The sequence below is a fragment of the Streptomyces sp. NPDC015661 genome (assembly GCF_043077765.1).
Classification (GTDB): domain Bacteria; phylum Actinomycetota; class Actinomycetes; order Streptomycetales; family Streptomycetaceae; genus Streptomyces.
In genome coordinates this window covers 489,809-511,486 of record NZ_JBIBST010000002.1, presented here as the reverse complement: position 1 = coordinate 511,486, position 21,678 = coordinate 489,809, and the positions used below count along the sequence as shown (strand labels likewise).

14 protein-coding genes are annotated in these 21,678 nt (G+C 72.9%); 10 read left to right on the top strand and 4 right to left on the bottom strand.

The genetic code is table 11. The annotated features are described in order from the left end of the window. Positions 1–130: 130 nt before the first annotated feature. The 3 genes from ACF07V_RS06920 (at position 131) to ACF07V_RS06910 (ending at position 2,663) form a co-directional block, all read left to right on the top strand. Positions 131–1,216 carry an LLM class flavin-dependent oxidoreductase gene (locus ACF07V_RS06920; RefSeq protein WP_392151859.1) on the top strand — a complete coding sequence of 362 codons (1,086 nt, stop codon included), beginning with the start codon at positions 131–133 and terminating at the stop codon, positions 1,214–1,216. Continuing rightward, the gene (locus ACF07V_RS06915; protein WP_392151857.1) at positions 1,213–1,833 is read left to right on the top strand and encodes an FMN reductase; all 621 of its coding nucleotides are present in this window, start codon (positions 1,213–1,215) and stop codon (positions 1,831–1,833) included. Before ACF07V_RS06920 ends, ACF07V_RS06915 begins: the two co-directional genes overlap by 4 nt. Before the next feature lie 104 nt (positions 1,834–1,937). After that, complete coding sequence (locus tag ACF07V_RS06910) at positions 1,938–2,663, top strand: alpha/beta fold hydrolase (RefSeq protein ID WP_392151855.1); 726 nt, start codon at positions 1,938–1,940, stop codon at positions 2,661–2,663. 177 nt (positions 2,664–2,840) lie between these two features. Here the strand turns inward: ACF07V_RS06910 and ACF07V_RS06905 are convergent, their stop codons facing one another. Beyond that, positions 2,841–4,097, bottom strand: coding sequence for a PucR family transcriptional regulator (locus ACF07V_RS06905; RefSeq protein ID WP_392151853.1), 1,257 nt, complete (start codon positions 4,095–4,097; stop codon positions 2,841–2,843). A 156-nt stretch (positions 4,098–4,253) separates the two neighbouring features. On the opposite strand from ACF07V_RS06905, the gene ACF07V_RS06900 reads away from it, so the two are divergent. The 7 genes from ACF07V_RS06900 to ACF07V_RS06870 all read left to right on the top strand — a co-directional run bounded on the left by ACF07V_RS06900 (position 4,254) and on the right by ACF07V_RS06870 (position 17,298). Further along, the gene (locus tag ACF07V_RS06900; protein WP_392151851.1) at positions 4,254–5,771 is read left to right on the top strand and encodes a class I adenylate-forming enzyme family protein; all 1,518 of its coding nucleotides are present in this window, start codon (positions 4,254–4,256) and stop codon (positions 5,769–5,771) included. Positions 5,772–6,064: 293 nt separating this feature from the next. Further along, positions 6,065–7,834, top strand: a complete 1,770-nt coding sequence (locus ACF07V_RS06895; protein ID WP_392151849.1) for a DUF3556 domain-containing protein — start codon at positions 6,065–6,067, stop codon at positions 7,832–7,834. Then, positions 7,831–9,288, top strand: coding sequence for a phytoene desaturase family protein (locus ACF07V_RS06890; protein WP_392151848.1), 1,458 nt, complete (start codon positions 7,831–7,833; stop codon positions 9,286–9,288). Before ACF07V_RS06895 ends, ACF07V_RS06890 begins: the two co-directional genes overlap by 4 nt. A gap of 74 nt (positions 9,289–9,362) precedes the next feature. Continuing rightward, positions 9,363–12,419, top strand: coding sequence for a BTAD domain-containing putative transcriptional regulator (locus ACF07V_RS06885; protein WP_392151847.1), 3,057 nt, complete (start codon positions 9,363–9,365; stop codon positions 12,417–12,419). A gap of 285 nt (positions 12,420–12,704) precedes the next feature. After that, positions 12,705–13,988 (top strand): metabolite traffic protein EboE, encoded by a 1,284-nt coding sequence (eboE, locus tag ACF07V_RS06880; RefSeq protein ID WP_392151845.1) that lies wholly within the window; start codon positions 12,705–12,707, stop codon positions 13,986–13,988. Next, a complete protein-coding gene (locus ACF07V_RS06875; RefSeq protein WP_392151843.1) occupies positions 13,985–14,737 on the top strand; it encodes an ABC transporter ATP-binding protein in 753 nt (250 codons plus the stop codon). Before eboE ends, ACF07V_RS06875 begins: the two co-directional genes overlap by 4 nt. Then, positions 14,737–17,298 (top strand): FtsX-like permease family protein, encoded by a 2,562-nt coding sequence (locus tag ACF07V_RS06870; protein WP_392151841.1) that lies wholly within the window; start codon positions 14,737–14,739, stop codon positions 17,296–17,298. The genes ACF07V_RS06875 and ACF07V_RS06870 overlap by 1 nt, the downstream gene beginning before the upstream one ends. A gap of 54 nt (positions 17,299–17,352) precedes the next feature. Here ACF07V_RS06870 and ACF07V_RS06865 read toward each other — a convergent pair whose 3' ends face one another. The 3 genes from ACF07V_RS06865 to ACF07V_RS06855 all read right to left on the bottom strand — a co-directional run bounded on the left by ACF07V_RS06865 (position 17,353) and on the right by ACF07V_RS06855 (position 21,638). Next, a complete protein-coding gene (locus ACF07V_RS06865) occupies positions 17,353–18,252 on the bottom strand; it encodes an MBL fold metallo-hydrolase (RefSeq protein WP_392151839.1) in 900 nt (299 codons plus the stop codon). Between the two features lie 117 nt (positions 18,253–18,369). After that, entirely contained in the window at positions 18,370–20,085 is a 1,716-nt protein-coding gene (locus ACF07V_RS06860; RefSeq protein ID WP_392151837.1) for an aldehyde dehydrogenase family protein, read from the bottom strand. Further along, positions 20,082–21,638: a GMC family oxidoreductase gene (locus tag ACF07V_RS06855; RefSeq protein WP_392151836.1), complete on the bottom strand. Its 1,557-nt coding sequence runs from the start codon at positions 21,636–21,638 to the stop codon at positions 20,082–20,084. Before ACF07V_RS06855 ends, ACF07V_RS06860 begins: the two co-directional genes overlap by 4 nt. Between the last annotated feature and the right edge of the window lie 40 nt (positions 21,639–21,678).

Sequence of the window (21,678 nt, the reverse complement as noted above, 5' to 3'; positions counted from 1 at the left end):
CGGGCGTTTCCGCACGAGTTCCGCTTTGGGCGCTGAGGGACAAGAGCCCTTGCGCGCAGGAGCACGGCGGCCGCCCGTGCAGCGCCTAGATTTCGAGAAAGAGTAGCTATTCACGAACAAAGAGGCGTATATGCAGTTCGGAGTCTTTTCCGTGGGGGACGTGACCCCTGACCCGACCAACGGCCGTACCCCTTCGGAGGGGGAGCGCATCAAGGCGATGATCGCCATCGCGCTGAAGGCGGAGGAGGTCGGACTCGACGTGTTCGCGACCGGCGAGCACCACAATCCGCCGTTCGTGCCGTCCTCGCCCACCACGATGCTCGGATACATCGCCGCCCGAACCGAGAAGCTGATCCTCTCCACCGCCACGACGCTCATCACCACCAACGATCCGGTGAAGATCGCCGAGGACTTCGCGATGCTTCAGCACGTGGCCGACGGGCGTGTGGACCTGATGATGGGCCGCGGCAACACCGGGCCGGTCTACCCCTGGTTCGGGCAGGACATCCGGCAGGGCATCAACCTCGCGAGGGAGAACTACGCGCTGCTGCGACGGCTGTGGCGCGAGGACGTCGTGGACTGGCAGGGCACGTTCCGTACGCCGCTGCAGGGGTTCACGTCCACGCCGCGTCCGCTGGACGGGGTCCCGCCGTTCGTGTGGCACGGCTCCATCCGGTCTCCGGAGATCGCCGAGCAGGCCGCCTTCTACGGCGACGGCTTCTTCCACAACAACATCTTCTGGCCGGCCGACCACACCCGGCGGATGGTCCAGCTGTACCGCCGACGGTACGAGTTCCACGGCCACGGCCGGGCGGAGGAGGCCATCGTCGGCCTCGGGGGACAGGTCTTCATGCGGAGGAACTCCCAGGACGCGATACGGGAGTTCCGCCCGTACTTCGACAACGCGCCGGTCTACGGGCACGGCCCGTCGCTGGAGGAGTTCACCGAGCAGACCCCGCTGACGGTCGGGTCCCCCCAGCAGGTGATCGAGCGGACGCTGTCCTTCAGGGAGACGGTCGGCGACTACCAGCGGCAGCTGTTCCTGATGGACCACGCCGGCCTGCCGCTGAAGACCGTTCTGGAACAGCTCGACATCCTCGGTGAGGAAGTGGTGCCCGTGCTGCGGAAGGAGTTCGCCGCCGGTCGCCCGGCCGGCGTGCCGGACGCTCCCACCCACGCGTCCCTGCGCGTCGCCCGGGAAGGGGCCGCGGCATGAAGCTGGTCGCCGTGTCCGCGGGGCTGAGCACCCCGTCCTCCACACGTCTGCTCGCCGACCGTCTCGCCGAGTCCGTCCGCGACGATCTCGGCGCCCAGGGGCACGAGGTGGAGGTGGAGGTCATCGAGCTCCGTGAACTCGCCGTCGCCGTCGCCAACAACCTCGTGACCGGCTTTCCCGCACCGCAACTCGCCTCCGCCATCGACGCGGTGACGGGAGCGGACGGACTGATCGCCGTGACGCCCGTGTTCACCGCCTCCTACAGCGGGCTGTTCAAGTCCTTCTTCGACCTGATCGACCCGGACGCCCTGACGGGCAAGCCGGTCCTCGTCGCGGCGACCGGCGGAACGGCCCGCCACTCCCTGGTCCTGGAGCACGCCCTGCGCCCGCTCTTCGCCTACTTGAGGGCGGCCGTCGTGCCCACCGCGGTCTATGCGGCGTCGGAGGACTGGGGGGCCGGCGGCGACGAGTACACCGACGGCCTGCCCGCCCGCATACGAAGGGCGGGCGCCGAACTCGCCGTACTGATGGCGGCCCGCCCGGCGCCGGAGGCGGGGGCGCCCGAGGACGACGTCACCGCGCTGGAGCGACAACTCTCCGACCTCCGCTTCGACTGATGCCTCCGCAGCGCGCGTCTCCGTACCGTCGAGCGGGGCACGGGTACGCGCGCCGCGGCACCACCACCCAGCACACCGACCATGACACCAAAGGGAGTTCACTCATGTCCCGTTCCCCCAAGCCGACCGTCGTCCTCGTCCATGGCGCGTTCGCCGACGCCTCCAGCTACGCGCAGGTCATCCCGCGGCTGATCGCCCGCGGTCTGGACGTCGTCGCGCCCGCCGTTCCCAACCGAAGCCTGATCGGCGACGCCGCCTACATCGCCTCCGTCGTCCGGCAGATCCCCGGCCCCGTCGTCCTGGTGGGCCACTCGTACGGAGGCGCCGTCATCACCGTCGCCGGCACCGAGGACAACGTCCAGGCGCTGGTCTACCTCGCCGGCTACGCCCTGGAGAAGGGCGAGAGCCTCGGCGAACTGCAGGGCCGTTTCCCGGACTCCGACCTCGCCGCCGCACTCGTCTACACGCCTTTCCCGCTGGAAGGGTCGGCCGGCACCGGGACCGATGTGTCGGTGCAGCCCGACGAGTTCCCGTCCATCTTCGCCGCCGACGTCGACCGCCGCCTGACCGAGGTCCTCGCCGTCAGCCAGCGTCCGCTCGCCGCCCAGGCGTTCGCCGACGTGGCCTCGGCCGCCGCCTGGAGGACGAAGCCCTCCTGGGGGCTGGTCGCCTCTTCCGACCGCACCCTCAACCCGGACGTCCAGCGCTACGGCTACCAGCGCGCCGGCATGACCACCGTCGAGGTCGACTCCTCGCACCTGGTCATGCTGTCCCGGCCCGACAGCGTCGTCGAGCTGATCGAGGACGCCACCCGATCCACCTCCGCCTGAGGCACCCGCCGCGAACCATGCCCGCCCAGCCCGCCGCCCTCTGGCGTCCTTTCCCTTCCGCAGAGAGCGAACGATGAACTCACCTGTCCCCACCGTCGTCCTGATCCACGGAGCGTTCGCCGACGCCTCCAGTTGGACCGGTGTCGCCGGGGCCCGAGGGTGGCCACCCGCTGTGGTTCACCGCAGAACCGTGTCCCCCAGCCAACGGGCGGCGAGCAGTGCCGCGCGGACATCGAAGTCGTCCACGAGATCGTCCGGGCCGTGCGGCAGCAGGGCGGTGGCCTGTTGCACCCGGTACTGCACCGAATTGCGGTGCAGGTTCATGTCCCTGGCTGCCGCCGCGTAGCTGCGGTGGTGCCTGAGGAAGGTGTGCAGCGTCTCGCGCAGGGTCGCCTCGCGTTCGTCGTCCCGTGACAGCTCGCCGAGCGTGGTCCGGACGAAGTCCCGTACCGCCGCCCGGTCCCCGGCCATCAGTGCGACCGGCGCCACGTCGGCGTAGTGCAGCCACTGCGCGACGGGCGGGTGGGACCGCTCCTTCCCCGTGCTGCCCAGCCGGGCCGTGAGGATCTCCTTGACCTGTGCGGCCTGGCGGGCCGAGGTACGGAAGCCCTCCAATCCGATGCCCGGCCGCCCGACCGAGGCGTGCAGGAGGGTCCCGTCCGGAGGAGTCAGCCGTTCGGGACGGGCGCCGCCCGAGGTGGGCAGAGCCAGCCACAGCCGGGCCTCGCGCTCGTCCGTCGGTACGACGAGCGCGGCACGTGCCCGGAGCGCCGCCGTGGCGGAGGCCCGCGCGTCCTCCACGGCGGTGACGAGGTCGAAGGAGGACATGTCCGCGGCCGGCCACAGCGTGCACGCGAGGTGCGGCCCGTCCAGTGGATAGCGCAGGGCCTGCTCGGCCGCGGCCCGGTCCACCGGCGCACCCGCCAGCAGTTCGTTCACCCACTGCTGCCGGACACCGCTCCGGCTGGCCACCCACCGCTCGCGCTCCCGCTCGTAGGCACGCCCGACCTGCTCGCAGATCTGGTCGATGAACTGCGCGGAACGCCGCACGAAGATCAGGACGAGCGGTAGCCGGCCCTCCGGAGGCAGGTCGGCGAGCTCCTCGAAGGCCCGGTCGAGGACCAGCGAGTGCCCGATCCGGTACGCCCTGATCAGCGCCGACAGGGGGACGTCACGCTGCGCCAGGACCCGGGCGTACGCCAGGGCCGAGGTCGGCGCCTCCAGGTCGTCCGCGTCCAGGCCGTGCCCGATGAAGTGGAGCGCGGACACGACGTTCTCGGCGATGCTCGCCTCGAGTAGCGAGCGCAGCGCGGTGTCGTGGTCGAGGACGCTGATCTGGGCGCGGGTCACCCGCGTGAGGCCGGCGACGAGCTCGTCCCGTACCTCCATGAGGCGGTCGGTCACCTCGGCGACCGACGGCTGTTCTGTCGGCATGCCCCGCACTGTACGCCGACGGGCCGCCCCGGTGTTCGTGCCCGCCGCACGAAAGCGGACCTGATCCTTGTGGCCCGCGTCCGTCGCCGTACGGCCGGGCCGCGCCCTACCTTCGCCTGGTTCCGCCGTCCCTCCACCTCCGAGGTGCAAGCCCGCATGAACCTGAGCCGCCTTCCCGCTGTGCGCCGCGCACAGGCCCCCGAAGACCCCGCCCTCTCCGACGACACCCGCGGCACCCTGTCGAACGCCGCCTTCGCCGACCTCGTCGAGCGGTTCGCCCGCCACTTCGCCGACCACGGCATCGGCCCCGGCGACATCGTCGCCGTCAAGCTCCCCAACCGCAGCGAGCTGGTCGTGGCCCTGTTCGCCGCCTGGCGTCTCGGCGCCGCGCTCACCCCCGTGAACCCCGCCCTGACCGAGGGCGAGACCCGTCACCAACTCGCGGACGCCGGCGCACGCCTGCTCGTCGTGGAGGGAGCGCCGGCCGACGGCTCCGGTGCCGTACCCCTCGCCGTACCCCGGCCCGTCACCGTACTGACCCTGGACGACCTGGCCGTGCCGCCGCCGCGCACCGCCGTCCTGCCCGAGCCGTCCGCGGACCCGGAGGCCGGCGCGGACGATCTCGCGCTGGTGATCTACACCAGCGGCACCACCGGCCGCCCCAAGGGCGTCGAGCTGCTGCACCGCAACCTCGACGCCATGACCGAGGCCATGATCGAGTCGATGAAGATGACCGCGGGCGAGCGGCCCCACAGCCTCCTGATCCTGCCGCTCTTCCACGTCAACGGCATCGTCGTCAGCATTCTGTCGCCGCTGCGTGCCGGTGGTCAGGCCACGATCATGGGACGGTTCAGCGCCTCGAACTTCTTCACGGTCCTGGAGAAGGCCCGGCCCACGTTCTTCTCGGGAGTCCCGGCGATGTACGCGATGTTCGCGAACCTGCCGCCCGAGGTGCAGCCGGACACCTCCTCGCTCCGCTACGTCATCTGCGGCGCCGCGCCCATGCCCCCGCAGCTCATCGACGTGGTGGAGAAGAGGTACGGCGTCCAGCTCATCGAGGGGTACGGCCTGTCCGAGGCGACCTGCGCGTCGACGGTCAACCCGCTGGACGGTCGGCGCAAGCCGGGCACGGTCGGACTTCCGCTGCCCGGCCAGACCGTGGCGATCATGGGCGAGGACGGGGAGCCCGTCACCGACGGCCGGGTCGGCGAAGTCGTCATCAGCGGCCCGACCGTGATGCGCGGCTACCTGGGCCGACCCGAGGAGACCGCCCGGGTGCTCCGGGACGGACTGCTGTACACCGGCGACCTGGGGCGGCTCGACGAGGACGGCTATCTGATCCTGGTCGACCGCGTGAAGGACATGATCATCCGGGGCGGGGAGAACGTCTACCCCAAGGAGATCGAGACCGTCCTGCACGACCACCCCGCCGTCTTCGAGGCCGCAGTGGTCGGCCGTCCCGACGCGGTGATGGGCGAGGTCCCGGTCGCCTTCGTGTCGCTGCGCGACGGGACGCGGGCCGCCGCGGAGGACCTCGACGCGTTCCTCGCCGAGCGGCTTGCCCCGTACAAGCGACCGGTCGCCGTCATCCTCGTGCCCTCGATCGTGAAGAACCCCGTCGGCAAGATCGACAAGCCCATGCTGAGGCGCCACGCGCTCACGCCCCTCGACTGAACCGACGCGCACCGCCCGGCTCGCCCCCCGCGAAGAAGCGGCCCCAGTCCGGCTCGCCCCCGCGAAGAAGCGGCCCCAGCTCGGCTCGCCCCCGCGAAGAAGCGGCCCCAGTCCGGCTCGCCCCCCGCGAAGAAGCGGCCCCAGCTCGGCTCGTCCCCCGCGAAGAAGCGGCCCCAGTCCGGCTCGCCCCCGCGAAGAAGCGGCCCCAGCTCGGCTCGCCCCCGCGAAGAAGCGGTCCCCGGCCCCGCACGTCCCCCGCGAAGACACGAAAGGCGTGATCCCCCTTGGGCTTCATGAAACCCGCACTGCCACCCGTCGACGGCGCCACCTTCCGCGCCCTGCCGCGCCGCGAGCGCCTGCAGACGCTGACCCGTCACTGGGTCGAGCACGGCTTCGGAACCCCGTACGCGGTCTACCTGTTCTACGTCGTCAAATGCCTGCTCTACGTCGGCGTGGCAGCGCTCGCGATCTCGACGACCCCCGGTCTCGGACCGGTCACCGGCCTCGCCTCCTGGTGGTCCGAGCCGATCGTCTACCAGAAGCTGATCGTCTTCACCCTGCTGTGGGAGATCGTCGGTCTCGGCTGCGGATCGGGCCCGCTCTCCTCCCGCTTCGTCCCGCCGATCGGTTCGGTGCTGTACTGGCTGCGCCCGGGTACCGTCCGGCTTCCGCCCTGGCCGGACAAGGTGCCGCTGACCCGCGGTGACCGCCGCACGGGAGCCGACGTCCTGCTGTACGCGGCCGTCCTCGGCTCGGGCGTGTGGCTGCTGAGCCGGCCGGGCGACGGCAGCCCCGTCCCGGGTTTCGGCGACGTCGGTCTGATCGATCCGGTGGCGGCCGTCCCCCTCATCGCCTCCCTCGCGGTGATCGGGCTGCGGGACAAGACCGTCTTCCTCGCGGCGCGCGGCGAGCAGTACGGACTGTCGCTGCTGCTCTTCTTCTTCCCGTACGGGGACATGTTCGTCGGCTTCCAGCTCGTCATGCTGGCGCTGTGGTGGGGAGCGGCGACGTCCAAGCTCAACCACCACTTCCCGTTCGTCGTGGCGACGATGATGAGCAACGCGCCGCTGCTGCCGTCCCGCCGTCTGAAGCGGGCCTTCTACCGGGACCACCCGCACGACCTGCGCCCCTCGCGGCTGCCGTTCGTCCTGGCCCACGTCGGAACCCTCACCGAGTACCTCGTGCCGCTGTATCTCGTCTTCCTGGGCGACGGCGGCCGGTGGACCTGGGCGGCCGTGCTCTACATGACCGTCTTCCACCTCCACATCCTGTCGACCGTGCCGATGGGCGTGCCGCTGGAGTGGAACATCTTCTTCGTCTTCTCGCTCTTCCACCTCTTCGTCGCACACGGCGACGTGACGGTGTGGCAGCTGGAGTCGCCCTGGCTGCTCGTCGTGGTGCTGCCGAGCCTGCTGGCCCTTCCCGTGCTGGGAAACCTGCGCCCCGACCTCGTGTCGTTCCTGCCGGCCATGCGCTACTACGCCGGGAACTGGGCCACCACCGCCTGGGTGTTCACCGGCGACGCCCTCGACCGCCTGACGGCCGGGCTGACCACGTCGAACCGGCTCGCGCCGCACCAGCTGGAGATGCTCTACGACCCGGACACCGCCCTGATGACGGCGAGCAAGATCCAGGGCTGGCGCGCCATGCACTCCCACGGCCGCGCCCACAACGGCCTGATCGACCGCGTCACCGACGGCCAGGACGACACCGTCGTCCTCGACGGAGAGCTGATCGCCGGGTTCGCGCTCGGCTGGAACTTCGGCGAGGGCCACCTCCACGACGACCAGCTGCTGCGCGCCGTCCAGGCCCGCTGCGGGTTCGCGCCCGGCGAGGTCCGCGTGGTCTGTTTGGAGGGCCAGCCCATCCACCGGCAGACTCAGGCCTATGAGATCCACGACGCCGCCCTCGGACTGCTGGAAGCCGGCCACGTCACCGTGCGCGACATGCTGACCCGGCAGCCCTGGCCCACCGACGGCCCCGACTATCCCGTCCACGGGGTGCGCTCCCTCCACCCGCTGCGGCCGGTCCCCGGCCAGCCGCCCGTGGAGACGGCGTCGTGACCACCGCCGTCGTCGTCGGCGGCGGGCCCAACGGGCTCGCCGCCGCGGCCCTCCTCGCGAAGGCGGGGCTGCGGGTCACGCTCCTGGAGGCCGCCGACCAGGTCGGCGGCGGCACCCGCAGCGACGAGGCCATCCTGCCCGGACTGCTGCACGACCACTGCTCGGCCGTCCACCCGATGGCCGTCGCCTCGCCCGCGCTCCGCTCCCTGGACCTGGAGGCCCACGGGCTGCGCTGGCGGCTCCCGGAGATCGACTGCGTGCACCCGTTGGACGACGGGACCGCGGGCGTACTGCTGCGCTCCGTCGACGCGACCGCCGCAGGACTCGGCCCGGACGGCGACCGCTACCGGGCCCTGCTGGCTCCCTCGGTACGGCGCTGGGACGCGCTGGCCGAGGACGTGATGGGCCCGCTGCTGCGGGTCCCCGCGCACCCCCTGCTCCTCGTGCGCTTCGGCCTGCCGACGGTGCTGCCCGCCGTCGCGCTCGCCCGGATCTTCCGTACCCCGCAGGCCCGGGCGCTGTGGGCGGGCGTGGCGGCGCACGCGTACCGCCCGCTGTCCGATCCGCTCAGTTCGGCGATCGGGCTCGGCATCCTGACCGCCGGCCATGCCTCCGGCTGGGCCGTCGCCGAGGGCGGCTCGCAGTCGATCGCCCGGAGCATGGCCGCGGTGCTGCGCGCGCACGGCGGCACGATCGAGACCGGCGTACGGATCACCGACCGTCGCCAGATCCCACCGGCCGACGTGACCCTCCTCGACCTCGACCCCGGCCAGGTCGCCGACCTGTACGGCGATCGGCTGCCGGCCCGGGTGACGGCCGCGTACCGGCGTTTCCGACGCGGCCCGGGCGCGTTCAAGGTCGACCTGGCGGTGGAGGGCGGCGTGCCCTGGCGGGACCGGCGCGCCAGGAGCGCCGGGACCGTGCACCTGGGCGGCCCGCTCGCCGAAGTGGCGGGCACGGAGCGGGACGTGACGGAGGGCCGGATGCCCGAGAGGCCCTTCGTCCTGGTCGGCCAGCAGTACCTGGCCGACCCGACCCGCTCGGCCGGCGACGTCCACCCGGTCTGGACGTACGCGCACGTCCCGCACGGCTACGACGGGGACGCCACCGAGGCGATCCTGCGACAGCTCGAACGCTTCGCCCCGGGCGTACGCGAACGGATCGTGGGCCGTCGCGTCACCCGCCCGGCCGACTTCGCCGCCGCCAACCCCAACTTCGCGGGCGGTGACATCCTCACCGGGGCGAAGACGATCCCCCAGCTCGTCCTGGGCGCGCGCCCCACGCTCGACCCCTACTCCACGGGCCTGCCCGGGGTGTTCCTGTGCTCGGCGTCCACCCCGCCCGGACCCGGTGCGCACGGCATGTGCGGCGCGGGGGCGGCGGCGTCCGCGCTGCGCCACCTGGGAGCCCACCCGCACGGGGGAGAGGGCGTTCCCCGTCGCCGCCGCGAATGAAGGCCGGTGGCCTGCCCCCAGGAAACGACCGGGAGCGACGGTAAGATGATCTTGCTGGCAGGGTGCGGTCGGCTATGGGGGATACGGTGGGAGAGCGGCTTGACTTCGGAATTCTCGGCCCACTCGTGGCCCGCGTCGGAGGGCGAACGCTTCCACCCGGCGGGGCGCGGCAGCGGACGGTACTGGCCCTCCTGCTCCTGACCCCGGGACGCGTCGTGCCGCTGGACGTCCTGGTGCACGAGGTATGGGGCGACCGGCCGCCGGCGACCGCGCGCACCCAGATCGCCATCGTCATCGCGGCCCTGCGCAAGGCCTTCAGAAGCGAAGGTGCGGCGGACGAGGTCATCGTCACCGCGCACCCCGGCTACCTGCTGCGGCCGGCGGGGCACGGGCTCGACAGCGAGACCTTCACCGGACTCGTCGCCGAGGCGGAGACGGCGACGCGTGAGCACCGCCCCGCCGACGCCGCCCGCTGCTACGCCGAGGCGCTCGCGCTCTGGCGGGGACCCGCGCTGACCGGTGTGGCCGGTCGACGCGTGGAGGACGAGGCGGCCCGCTGGGAGGAGCTCCGCCGCCACGCCCAGGAAGCGCTGACCGGCGTACGTCTGGAGCTCGGACACCACCGCGAGCTGCTGCCCCAACTCGAAGCGGCCGTACGGGAACACCCCCTGCGTGAGCGCGCCCGGTGTCAACTCATCCTCGCGCAGTACCGCTGCGGACGGCGGGCCGAGGCGCTGGAGAGCTTCCGGGAGGGGCGGCGCCTGTTCGTCGACGAACTCGGCATGGAACCGGGCCGGGAGCTCCAGGAGTTGCACGAAGCCATCCTGCGGGACGACCCGTCCCTGAGGGCCGGCACGACGGACGCGGCGACGGCCCCGCCGACGGCGGAAGCCTCCGCACCGGCCGCAGCGCCCGGCTCCGCGTCGGCCGCACTGCCGTCCGGACCACCGGCGTCCCGCCCCGTCGTCCCCTCCGAACTCCCCTCCGACGTACCGGGTTTCGCGGGACGCGAGCAGGAACTGGCTGCTCTCGACACCCTGGCGGACGCCCGGGACGACGACCGGAACGCGCCCTCCGTCGGGCTGATCACGGGCGTCGCGGGCGTGGGCAAGACCGGCCTCGCGGTGCGCTGGGCGCACCGCGCCACCGCGCACTACCCGGACGGCAGGCTCTTCGCCGACCTGCGGGGATACGACGAGAACCACGCCCCGACCGCCGCCGGCGAGATCCTCAGCCGTTTCCTGCGCTCTCTCGGAATGGCCAGCGAGGACGTCCCCGACGGCCTGGAGGACCGGATCGCGCTGTACCGCAGCGTGCTGGCCGACCGGCGGGTGCTGCTCGTGCTCGACAACGTCCGTACGCCGGAGCAGGTACGACCGCTCCTGCCGGGCGGCAGCGGCTGCACCGTCCTGGTCACCAGCCGCGAGCAGCTGGAGCAACTGGTGACCTGGCCGCCGTCCGCGCGGATCCACCTCGGCCTCCTGCCCGCGGACCGCTCCCTCGAACTGCTCGGCGGCATCGTCGGCGAGGACCGGATCCTCCGCGCGCCCGCCGAGTCGGCCCGCCTGGTCGAGTTGTGCGACCGGCTGCCGCTCGCACTGCGCATCGCTGCCGCCCGGCTGGCCTCGAAGCCGCACTGGACCGTTCGGCATCTGGTCGCCCGGCTCAGCGACGAGCGCCGCCGACTCGACGAGCTCAGCCAGGGCGAGCTGCGCCTCAGGGCCGGCTTCGCACTCAGCTACCGGTACCTGGACCCGGACGCGGCCCGCCTCTACCGCCTGCTCGGGCTGCTCGCCGTCCCGGACTTCACCACCTGGGTCGCGGCCGCGCTCCTCGACTGCGGCGAGCTCGCAGCGGAGCGGCTCGTCGAGCACCTCGTGGACGCCCAGTTCCTGGGGGTCGCCGGAGTCGACGCGACCGGGCGGCTGCGCTATCGCTTCCACGACCTGATGCGGCTGTACGCGGGGGAGCTGGCCCGCGAGGAGGAGTCCGAGGCGGACCGGGCGGCCGCCTGCGACCGCGCGTTCAGGACCTACCTGACCATCGCCGAGCTGGCGTACCGGCGCGAGAACGGCGGCGCCGGCGACACGCTGCACGGCGGCGTACCGCGCAGGGACGTCGACCCCGTCCTGGTGGAGGAACTGCTGCCGGAACCGATGGAGTGGTTCGAGGCGGAGCGGCTGTGCCTCGGGGCCGTCGTGGAGCAGTCGGCCCGGATGGGCGCGCACGACCTGGCCTGGGACCTGGTCATGACCATGCAGGCGCTCTTCGAGTCGCGCAACTACCTCGACGACTGGCGGGACTGCAGCGAGCGGGCGCTCGCGGCGGCTCGCACCGCGGGCAACCTCCGGGGGCAGGCCGCGATGCACTCCCAGCTGGGGAGGATCGCACTGCGGCAGCGCGACGTACCCTCGGCGCTCACCCGTCAGGAGACCGCCCTCACCCTGTTCGAGGAAGCGGGGGACGCATACGGTGGGGCGCTCGTGCTGAACGGCCTCGGGCTCATCGACCGGATCCGGGGCGAGTACGAGCAGGGCGTCCGGCGGTTTCGGGCGGCCCTGGACGTGTTCCGTGAGGTGGGAGACCGTGCCGCCGCGGCCTATGCGCTCCACGGCCTCGCCCAGTTCGCCCTCGACGAGGGGCGGCCGGAGGAGGCCCTGGAGCTCTGCCTGGAGGCCGTCCGGGTCGCCGAGACCATCGCGGTCGACGGGCGCAGCATGGCCCTGGCCCTCTACCGACTGGCCAGCACCTACCTGGCGCTGGGGCGGCTCGACGCCGCGGAGGAGGCGTTCGGCCGGGTCGTCCCGATCGTCGAGCGGAAGGCCGACCTGATCGGCGTCGCGTACGCCCTGATGGGGCTCGCGGAGACCCGGCGCGCGGCCGGGGCGGGCGAGGCCGCCGAGCGGACGTATCTGGAGGCGCTGGACTTCGCCACACGCCGGCAGAGCACGCTGCTCGAAGGTCAGATCCGGCTCGGCCTCGGCCGGCTCCATCACGCGGAGGGCCGCCCGGAGGAGAGCCGTGTGCAACTGGCCGCCGCGCTGACCGTGTTCCGTGCGATCGGCTCGCCGCCGTGGGAGGAGAAGGCGGTCGGCGCGCTGGCGCTGGTGGACGCCGGGGACACCGCCTGACCGGGCGGTGTCCGGTACAGGAGCCGATCGCCGGAGACCCGGCCGCCCGGATATCGCGTCGATACCCGCCCCGATGCCCGGCTCGATAACCGGCCGATAAGGCCGTTCCCTAGCGTCGTCGCAGACGAGAAACCCCGCGATCCGCAGGCAACGGTTCGCGAGCTCCAGAGCTCCAGAGCTCCAGAGCTCCGGGGGTTCCCGAGTTCCGACACGTCTGGAGTCCGTGATGACGCACACCGCCGGCGTGCCCCGCCAGGGCACACGTCCCTCCCCCGGAGCCCCCTGATGCGGTTCCGGCACCGCGACGGCACGGCCGTCCATCTCGGCTACCTCGCCGACGTGCGGACGGCCGGCAGTCTGGAGGAGATCGTCGGCCGGCTCGCCCCGTACGCCGATCCGGTCCGCCGGGCCGCCTCCGCACCCGTCGTCGGCCTCGGCCTGTGGCTGCCGGCGGACACGGCGGCCGCCCTCGCGGCCGACCCGGGCGCGGTCGCGAGGCTGCGCCGGGAGCTCACCGCCCGGGGCCTGGAGACGGTGACCCTCGACGGCTCCCGCCACCGGGTCTTCCACGCCCCCGTGGTCAAGCGGGCCGTGTACTACCCGGACTGGTCCGAACCGGCCCGCCTCGCCTACACCCTCGACCTCGCCCGGATCCTCGCCCGGCTGCTGCCGGACGACGCCGCGCGCGGCTCCGTGTCGACGCTGCCGCTGGCCTGGCGTACCGCCTGGTCGCGGACCCGGATGGCGGCGGCGATGCGGCAGTTGGACGCGCTCGCGGCGGGGCTGCGGCGGATCGCTGCGGAGACCGGCCGGATCGTCCGCGTCGCCGTCGAGCCCGAGCCCGGCTGTGTCGCCGCGACCACCGGGCAGGCCGTGGAGCTGCTCAAGGACGTCGACCACGACTGGATCGGCCTCTGCGTGGACGCCTGCCACCTCGCCGTCGCCCACGAGGACCCCGGAGGCGCCGTCGCCCGGCTGCTGCGGGCCGGGATTCCGGTGGTGAAGGTCCAGGCGTCCCACGCCCTCCAGGCCGCGGACCCGGCGGACCCGCGGGTCCGCGAGGCGCTGGCCGCCCTCACGGACCCGCGCTTTCTGCGCCAGACCACGGAGGCCGCTCCCGGCGGCGGTGGGGGCGCCCCCGGAGACCGCCCCGTTGGGGGCGCCCCCGGAGACCGCCACCTGTCGCTCGGCTCCGACGACCTGGCCACGGCCCTCGCCGGTGCCCTGCCCGCGCGGACACCGTGGCGGATCCACCACCACGTACCCCTGCACGAGGAGCCCGCAGCGCCCCTGTCCTCCACCCGGCCCGTACTGAGGGACACCCTGCGCGCCCTCTTCGCCGAGGACCGCGCCCTCACCGACCACGTCGAGGTGGAGACCGCCACCTGGTCCGCGCTGCCCGCGCACCACAGGCCGACCGGCGAGTCCGGCCCGGCCGGGGCGGTCGCCGCCGAACTCGCCTGGGCCGCCCGGGAACTGACCGGCCTCGGCCTGACCCCCGACGACGGACGGCGGACGAGTCCCGCCGCACCGCAATCACCCACCGAGGAAAGGACCACTCACCCATGAGCACCACACCGCGGACGACCGGCCTCGCACTGCGCATGGACGGCGTCGTGAAGGAGTACGGGAAGACGGGCCGCGCCGTCCGCGCCCTGGACGGAATATCGGTCGGCATCGAACGGGGCTCGTTCACCGCCGTGATGGGCCCGTCCGGCTCCGGGAAATCGACCTTCCTGCACTGCGCCGCCGGCCTCGACGGACCGTCAGGCGGCTCGGCCTTCATCGGCGACACCGAACTCGGCGGACTCAACGAGACCCGGCTGACCGAACTGCGGCGCAAGCGCGTCGGCTTCGTCTTCCAGGCCTTCAACCTCATCCCGTCACTGTCGGTACGGCAGAACGTCGAGCTGCCCCTCCGCCTCGCCGGCGAACGGCTCGACCCCGCCTGGCTGGACGAGATCCTGAGCCGCGTGGGCCTGGCCGGACGGGCCGCCCACCGGCCCGCCGAGCTCTCCGGCGGGCAGCAGCAGCGGGTCGCGATCGCCCGCGCCCTGATCACCCGCCCCGACGTCGTCTTCGGCGACGAACCCACCGGCGCGCTCGACACGATGACCGCCAAGGAGATCCTCGGGCTGCTCAGGTCCTGCGTGGACGACACCGGCCAGACCGTGGTCATGGTCACCCACGACCCGGTCGCCGCCTCGTACGCCGACACCGTGCTCTTCCTCGCCGACGGGCGGATCGTCGACCGCATGCAGGCCCCCACCGCCGACCGGGTCGCCGAGCGCATGACGCACCTGGGAGCGTGGGCCTGATGCTGCGGTACGCCTTTCAGACCCTGCGCGCCCGCAAGGGCGGCTTCACGGGCGCCTTCCTCGCGCTCTTCTGCGCGGCCGCGCTGGTCACGGCCTGCGGAGTCCTGCTGGAGACCGGACTGCGCGGGACCATCGGCACCGAACGGTACGCCGGAACCCCGGTGATCGTCGGCGCCGACCAGAACGTGCACGAGGTCACCGTCGAACACAAGGGCGACAAGACCAAGACGAAGGAGAAGGCCAAGCCGCTCGGCGAGCGCGTCCGGCTGCCCGCCCGAACGGTGACCACGCTCGCCGCGGTGCCCGGCGTCCGGGCCGCGCTCCCGGAGATCACCTTCCCCGTCTCCGCGGTCTCGCCCGAGGGCCGGATCATCCCCGGCGTCGACGCCAAGCCCTCGTACGGCCATTCCTGGACCTCGGCGCCCCTGACCCCCTTCACCCTGACCGAGGGCACCGCCCCGGCCCGCCCCGACGAGGTCGTCCTCGACCGCGAACTGGCCGGGCGCACCGGCCTCGCCCCCGGCGACCGGCTCACCGTCCAGTCGACCCGGGCGCCGTGCACGTACCGCGTCACCGGCATCGCGGCACCCTCCGGCGGCGATCTGCGGCAGCAGACCTCGCTGTTCTTCTCCGATTCCGAGGCCGAACGGCTGTACGGGCACGAGGGCGAGGTCGCCACGGTCGGCGTGCTGCCGGAGCCCGGCGTGGCCACCGCCGAGCTCGCCGCGCGCGTCGCGAAGGCCCTCGAAGGCTCGCGCGCCCAGGTGGTGACCGGCGGCGACCGCGGACCGGTCGAGTTCCTGGACGCCGCCAACGCCCGGATCAAACTGGTCTCCATGGGAGGCGCCATCGGCGGCACATCGCTGCTCGTCGCGATCCTCGTCGTCGTCGGCACCTTCGCCCTCACCATCCAGCAGCGCCACCGCGAACTGGCCCTGCTGCGCGCCGTCGCGGCGACCCCCCGCCAGGTCCGCCGCCTCATCGGCCGCGAGGCTTTGATCGTCGGCCTCATGGCCGGCGTCCTCGGATCGCTGGCGGGCCTGCCCCTCGCCTCGTGGCTGCACGACCGTTTCGTCGCCCTGAAGGCGATCCCGGAGACCCTGGACGTCACCTACAGCGTCTTCCCGGTCTTCGCCGCCGTCGGCGCCGCCCTCCTCGGCGCCTGGTCGGCCGCACGGATCTCGGCCCGCCGCACCTCCCGCATCCGCCCCGCCGAAGCGCTGTCCGAGGCGGCGATGGAGCACCGCCCGGCTTCCCGGGGCCGCATCGCGGCCGGAGTGGCGGCCCTGGCCGCCGGTACGGTCCTGCTGGCGGTCCTGTCCACGCTCCGCAGCGAGCCCGCGGCGACCCCGGTGACCTTCCTGTCGGTCGTCGTGCTGGCCGTGGCGGTCTCCCTGCTGGGCCCGCTGACAGCCCGCGGCGCACTGGTCGTCCTCGGCGTCCCGCTCCGGACCTCACGGGTGGCGGGCCACCTGGCCGCGGCCAACGCCCGTGCCAACACCGGCCGCCTGTCCGCGGCCGTCACCCCGCTGACCCTGCTGATCGGCATGGCCTGCACCGTCCTCTTCGTCCAGACCACCATGGGCGCGGCGGCCACAGCCCAGGCCCGGACCGGCAACAAGTCGGACTGGGTCGTGGCGTCGGCCGGACCGGGCGTGCCCGCGCAGGGCGCCGACACGCTCCGCCGGCTCCCCGGCGTGTCGGCGGTGACCGAGGTCGTCCGCACGTCCGTACGCGTCGGCCTGGTGAAGTACGCGGCCCAGGGGGTCTCCACGGACGGCCTGACCCGCACCTGGGACCCGGGCGTCACCGCCGGCAGCCTGGACGGCTTCGACCGGGGAAGCGTCGCGTTGAGCGAGCTCGCCGCCGACGACCTCGGAAAGAAGCCGGGCGACACGCTCGAGCTGACCCTCGGCGACGGCACGGAGACCGAACTCACCGTCGCGGCCGTGTACGAGCGCGGCCTGGGCTTCGGCGATCTGACGATGGCCCACGCGCTGGTCTCCCTGCACGTCGACAACCCGCTGGCCTCCAGCCTGCTGGTGAAGACGGAGGGGACCGACCGTCCTGACCGCGCCGCCCTGCAGAAGGCGCTGGGAGCCCTGCCGGGCGTGGCCGTCCTGGACCGCGACGAGGTCGAGGACCTGCAGGCCGAGGTGCAGCAGTCCAACGCCGAGGTGAACTACGTGGCGATGGGCCTGATCATCGCCTTCACCGCCATCGCGGCGGTCAACACGCTGGCCATCTCGGTCGCCGACCGCGCCCGCGAGTTCGCCCTCCTCCAGCTCATCGGCACGACACGCCGCCAGGTGAGGCGCATGCTCCGGATCGAGGCAGCCCTGGTGACCCTGATCGCCACGGCACTGGGCTCAGGCATCGCGTACGCGGTCCTCACCGCCTTCAGCCTCGGCATGACGGGCTCGGCCGCACCGTCCATGAACCCCTGGACCTATCTCGGCGTCGTCGCCTTCGCCACGGCCCTCGCCTTCCTGGCGACGCTGCTCCCGGGCCGCCTCGCCCTGGCGGGCCGCCCGGCGGACGTCATCGGCTCGCGGCAGTAAGGGCACGGCGGAGGGGAGGCGGCAGGAGCGGCACGACGCGGCGCCGCGCGGCTGCTACGTGGCGCGGAATCGTCCCTTCTCGACCTCGGTGACCAGTCCCCTGCCGGCCAAGCGGTTCAGGTGCTGTGCCGCGGTCCGTCGCTCCACCGGCTGCACGTGGGGGCCTTCGACGTGCGGCCGGTAGACCAGCCCGCGCTCGGCGATCTCCTCGACGGTCCGCGGCTCGCCGAGGTACGCCAGGAGGGTCGCGTCCCGCTTCTCCACCACCCCGACGAAGGCGTCGAGCCGCCGGCCGAACTCCGTGGCGCCCTCGATCACGCCCTTCTGGTGGGCCGTGCCGTACCAGCGGGCGCCGATCTCCCGGCATCGGCGCATGGATGCCTCGAAGTCCGGGAGGCTGCTGCCGAGGTCTCCGTAGAACGGGCCGAACGAGGTCAGGTCGATGTCCGCCACGAACAGGAAGCCGTCCGGCTCGATCAGGAAACCGCAGTGGCCCGCGGTGTGGCCGGGGAGGTGCACGACCGTCACGGTGCGTCCACCGAGGTCGAACACGGTTCCGTCGGTGAACCCCGTCGCGTCGGGGCGGTCGCGCACGTGGAACCGGTCGCGCAGCATCGTCTCCGTCTGCTGGGTGGCGTCCGGTGGGAGGCCGTAGCCGGCGGCCATGACCTCGCGGGATCGCAGGGCGGCGAGATCCCTCTCGTGGGTGTGGACGGGCACGTCGTATCCTCCGAGACCCGCGACGTGGTCCTCGTGCGCGTGGCTGACGAGCACGGTGTCCGCGTGTGGTGCCGAGCCGACGAGCGACAGCGACGGGTCGATGACCAGGGTCTCGGCGGTGCCGCGCACGAGGACGGAGTGGGCGTACGGGTACGCCCCTCGCTCGGCGCCGACCAGTACGGTGACTCCTCCGTACTCGGCCTCCGCGTATCCCGTCGTGAGCAAGGTCGGCACTCCTTCGTCAGTTCCCGCTCGATTATCCCGCCGGTCGCCGGCATGGGCAGGGTCCCCCGGAACCCGACGACACGGGGGCCTCCGGGAGCGGTCCCCGGAGGCCCCCGCGTGGCGTGGTCAGCCGCGCAACGCCGAGGCGAAGATCTTCGGCAGCGCGGTCCAGCGGGGCTCCGCGGCGAAGTCGGCGAGAAGACGGCCGGTGGTGGCCGCGGTGCGGTGGGTGACGAACCACGGCGGCTTGGGGGACAGGGTCGTCCTGCCGTGGAGGAGGGCCCGGGGCGCGGGGTGGAACGGGCCGCGGACGACCGTGCGTTCCGGGCCGTCCAGGAGAAGGGCGTTGTGCACGACGCCGATGCCGCTCTGCACGTCGTCGAGGGTGTGGCCGGGGTAGGCGCCCCAGGTGGCGGTCGCGGTGAGATAGCCGACGCCGGTCCACGCGTTCAACGCGACCGTTCCGTAGCGGAGTTCGGCGATCGCCTCGTCGAGCGCGGGCCCGAGGGCGGAGACGGTGCCCGGGTGGGCGATCAGGTTCACGCCGAGCGTGCCGGCGAACTCCTCGTTCGCGGTGCGTACGGCCTCGGCGAGGAACCGCCGCGCGTCACCGGGGAGCTCCAGGACGGCGAGGACCGGGCCGAAGTACTCGGAGGCCAGGGCCGGACCGGGATGCGCGGGGTCGACGTCCTTGATCAGCACCCGCCCCGCGCCGATGTTCTCCGCGCCGGGGTACGACTCCAGGGCCGTCGCCACCCGGTCGTCGCTGCCCGGGTAGTAGGCGGGGCGCACCGGGGCGTCGGACAACGCGGCTCGCAGATGGGCCAGGAACCGGTCCTTCTGGGCCCAGTCGGAGCTGACGACGACGACCTGGCTCGCGACGCAGTTGTAGCCGCCGTTGTGCAGCTTCTGGGTGGCGACGTGTTCGGCCTGGTAGCGCAGGTCCGCCTCGGACCAGCGGCCCGGGAGCACGATCGTCGGGGACACCCCGCCCAGTTCGCTGGTGACCGGCTTGTCGAGCAGCGGTGTGCCGGCCTTCTTGCGGTCGGCCCCCTCCCTGCCCGTACCGAAGACGATCGCGTCGTGGGTCGCGGCGCTGCCCGTCATGTGGACGTGGCCGACCTTGGGATGGTGCACCAGGTACGAGCCCACGTCGGCGCCGCCGGTGAGGATCCGTACCGCCCCCAGGTCGATCAGCGGGCCGAGCACCCGGCCGAAGACGTCGAGGAGGCCGTCGGTGACCGGGTTGAGCTTGAGGGCCACGACACGGTTGTTCGCGTACAGCTCGTACAGCACGTCGAGGACCGGGATCGAGGTGATGTTTCCCGCGCCGAGCACGACACCCACGCCCTTGGTGTCGGCCGGATGCAGCTGGGCGAGGCCCGCGCGCCTGCGGACCGTCTCCTTCGTGACGCCCGGAGGCATCCACACCTCGGCACTGAAGCCGTTCAGCAGGAGCTGGTCCCAGATGCCGTGCGGCAGCACGCGGACGGAGACCCGCCCGCCGGGCGCCCGGCCGAAGGAGAAGCCGTCGACGGGGCTGCTGCCCTCCTCCAGGGACCCGATGCTCGCGGCGAGCGCGCCCAGGGAGGTGAGCACGGGGTAGGGGCCGGTGATCCACTCCTCGCCGATCAGCGGGCTGTCCTCCGGCAGCCGCTTGTAGGCCACCGCAGCGCGCACCCACGCCTCCGCGTGCTCCGCGGTGGCCGCATGCATCCGCTCCAGGAGCTCGCGGCGCTCCGCTCTGCCACAGGCGGCCCAGGCCGCCTCGCCACGGACCAGGTCGTCGACGGCCTGGTCGATCTTCCACCTGCTTTCGGTGGACGGCGGGGACGTCGTCATCGGACGGCTCCCTTGATCAGGTCGGCCGCCTTCTCCGCGGCCATGATGGTGGGCGCGTTGGTGTTGCCGCGCGGAACGGACGGGAACACGGACGCGTCGACGACCCGCAGACCCGGCACGCCGTACACGCGCAGCTCCGGGTCGACCACCGTGCCGATGGCGCACGTCGACGCCGGGTGGTACAGCGTCTGACCGACCCGCCGAGCCCAGGCGAGGATGTCCGCGTCGGAGTCCGGGGCCGGCACCTCGAACGGCCCCGTGACGAGGTCGGCGACCGCCTGCTGCGCCGCTATCTCCAGGGCGATCCGGACTCCGGCGACGATGCACTCCTGGTCCTCGGGCGTCACGAGGTAGTTGTGCACGATCCGGGGCGCGGCGTCGGGGAGCGGGGAGCGCAGGGTCACCGCGCCGCGGCTGGTCGGGGCGAGCACGAGGGGGCCGAACGAGAAGCCGTGCTCGGTGGCCGCGCCGAGCCCCTCCTGGTGGAAGAGCACGGGAGCGGCGTGGAACTGGACGTCGGGGGCGTCCAGTTCGGGCCGGCTGCGGAAGAAGCCACCGCTCTCGCCGATGTTGGAGGTCAGCGGTCCGCGCCCCTCGCTCTGCAGGAGTGCGGCGTTCTCGGGGCTCGCGGCGCTGATCAGCGACTCGACGTCGGTGCGGAAGCTCAGCATCGCCATGTAGTGGTCCTGGAGCCCCTGGCCGACCGGGAGGTCGCGGACGACGTCGATGCCGAAGGCGGTCAGGTCGGCGGCGGGCCCGATCCCGGAGAGCATCAGCAGCTTCGGGGACTCGTAGGCGCCCGCGGACAGGATCACCTCGCGCTCGGCGCGGATCACCTCGACGTCGCCGCCCCGCTCGACCTCCACACCCGTCGCCCTGCCGTCCTCGACGACCACGCGGCGGGCGTGGGACGCGGAGAGCACCGTGAGGTTCGGCCGACCGAGGGCGGGGTGCAGGTAGGCGACGGCCGCGCTGCAGCGCAGGCCGCCCCGCTGCGTGAGCTGGTAGCGCCCGACGCCGAACTGGTCCGCGCCGTTGAAGTCGTCGTTCGCCTTGTGCCCGGCCTGCTGGGCCGCCTGCACGAAGGCCGAGGAGAGCGGGTGCCCGGAGCGGCCCTCGCTGACGGTGAGCGGCCCGCCCACGCCGTGGAAGGCGTCCTCGCCGCGCTCGTTGTCCTCCGCGCGCTTGAAGTAGGGCAGCACCTCGTCGTACGACCAGCCGGTCGCCCCGGCGGCGGCCCAGCCGTCGTAGTCGGCGCGGCTGCCCCGGATGTAGATCATCGCGTTGATCGAGCTGCAGCCGCCGAACACCTTGCCCCGCGGCAGGTACGCCCGGCGTCCGCCGATGCCCGGCTCCGGCTCGGTGTCGAGGTCCCAGTCGAGGCCCGACTTGAACAGTTGGGGGAAGGCCGCCGGTATGTGGATCTCCTGCGCGGTGTCGGGGCCCCCGGCCTCGATCAGCGCGACCCGGACGTCCGGGTCCTCGGACAGGCGCGCCGCGAGGACGCAGCCCGCGGATCCGGCACCGACGATGACGTAGTCGTACATGTTCATCCCGTCCCTTGAATGAAGAATGCCTGGTGACGAACGACGT

Coding starts and splice junctions, on each gene's coding strand:
- ACF07V_RS06920 (WP_392151859.1), top strand. CDS start 131: ATGCAGTTCGGAGTCTTTTCCGTGGGGGACGTGACCCCTGACCCGACC.
- ACF07V_RS06900 (WP_392151851.1), top strand. CDS start 4,254: ATGAACCTGAGCCGCCTTCCCGCTGTGCGCCGCGCACAGGCCCCCGAA.
- ACF07V_RS06895 (WP_392151849.1), top strand. CDS start 6,065: ATGAAACCCGCACTGCCACCCGTCGACGGCGCCACCTTCCGCGCCCTG.
- ACF07V_RS06885 (WP_392151847.1), top strand. CDS start 9,363: ATGGGGGATACGGTGGGAGAGCGGCTTGACTTCGGAATTCTCGGCCCA.
- ACF07V_RS06905 (WP_392151853.1), bottom strand. CDS start 4,097: ATGCCGACAGAACAGCCGTCGGTCGCCGAGGTGACCGACCGCCTCATG.
- ACF07V_RS06915 (WP_392151857.1), top strand. CDS start 1,213: ATGAAGCTGGTCGCCGTGTCCGCGGGGCTGAGCACCCCGTCCTCCACA.
- ACF07V_RS06855 (WP_392151836.1), bottom strand. CDS start 21,638: ATGAACATGTACGACTACGTCATCGTCGGTGCCGGATCCGCGGGCTGC.
- ACF07V_RS06910 (WP_392151855.1), top strand. CDS start 1,938: ATGTCCCGTTCCCCCAAGCCGACCGTCGTCCTCGTCCATGGCGCGTTC.
- ACF07V_RS06870 (WP_392151841.1), top strand. CDS start 14,737: ATGCTGCGGTACGCCTTTCAGACCCTGCGCGCCCGCAAGGGCGGCTTC.
- ACF07V_RS06860 (WP_392151837.1), bottom strand. CDS start 20,085: ATGACGACGTCCCCGCCGTCCACCGAAAGCAGGTGGAAGATCGACCAG.
- eboE (WP_392151845.1), top strand. CDS start 12,705: ATGCGGTTCCGGCACCGCGACGGCACGGCCGTCCATCTCGGCTACCTC.
- ACF07V_RS06875 (WP_392151843.1), top strand. CDS start 13,985: ATGAGCACCACACCGCGGACGACCGGCCTCGCACTGCGCATGGACGGC.